Below are 341 nucleotides of genomic sequence, written 5' to 3' on the forward strand. Positions count from 1 at the left end.
GCGGTTCCTGGCCATCAGCGGCGATTTCATGACGATGCTTGAGATCGCACGGACGCTGAAGGCGCGGCTTGGCAATGCAGGATCGCGCATCACGACGCGCGTGCTGCCGGACTGGCTTGTCCGGATCGTCGGGCTGTTTGACGGGCAAGCGGCGCAGATCGTGACGGAACTGGGCAAGGCCCGGAACGCAACCGGCGCCAAGGCCATGCGCATGCTCGGCTGGGCGCCGCGACCGCGCGAGGAGGCGCTTGCTGCGACCGGCGAAAGCCTGATGCGGCTCGGATTGCTCAAAAAGTCGAAATAGCGCGCCCGGTGGAACAGCCGCCGGGCGCGTCGGTTTC

1 pseudogene is annotated in these 341 nt (G+C 66.9%); it reads left to right on the plus strand.

Annotated elements, in window-relative coordinates:
- Positions 1-304, plus strand: a pseudogene (locus EN818_RS31310) (aldehyde reductase); the annotation flags it as partial.
- Between the last annotated feature and the right edge of the window lie 37 nt (positions 305-341).

Source organism: Mesorhizobium sp. M3A.F.Ca.ET.175.01.1.1 (genome assembly GCF_004791945.1).
In the GTDB taxonomy this organism is placed as follows: Bacteria; Pseudomonadota; Alphaproteobacteria; order Rhizobiales; family Rhizobiaceae; genus Mesorhizobium.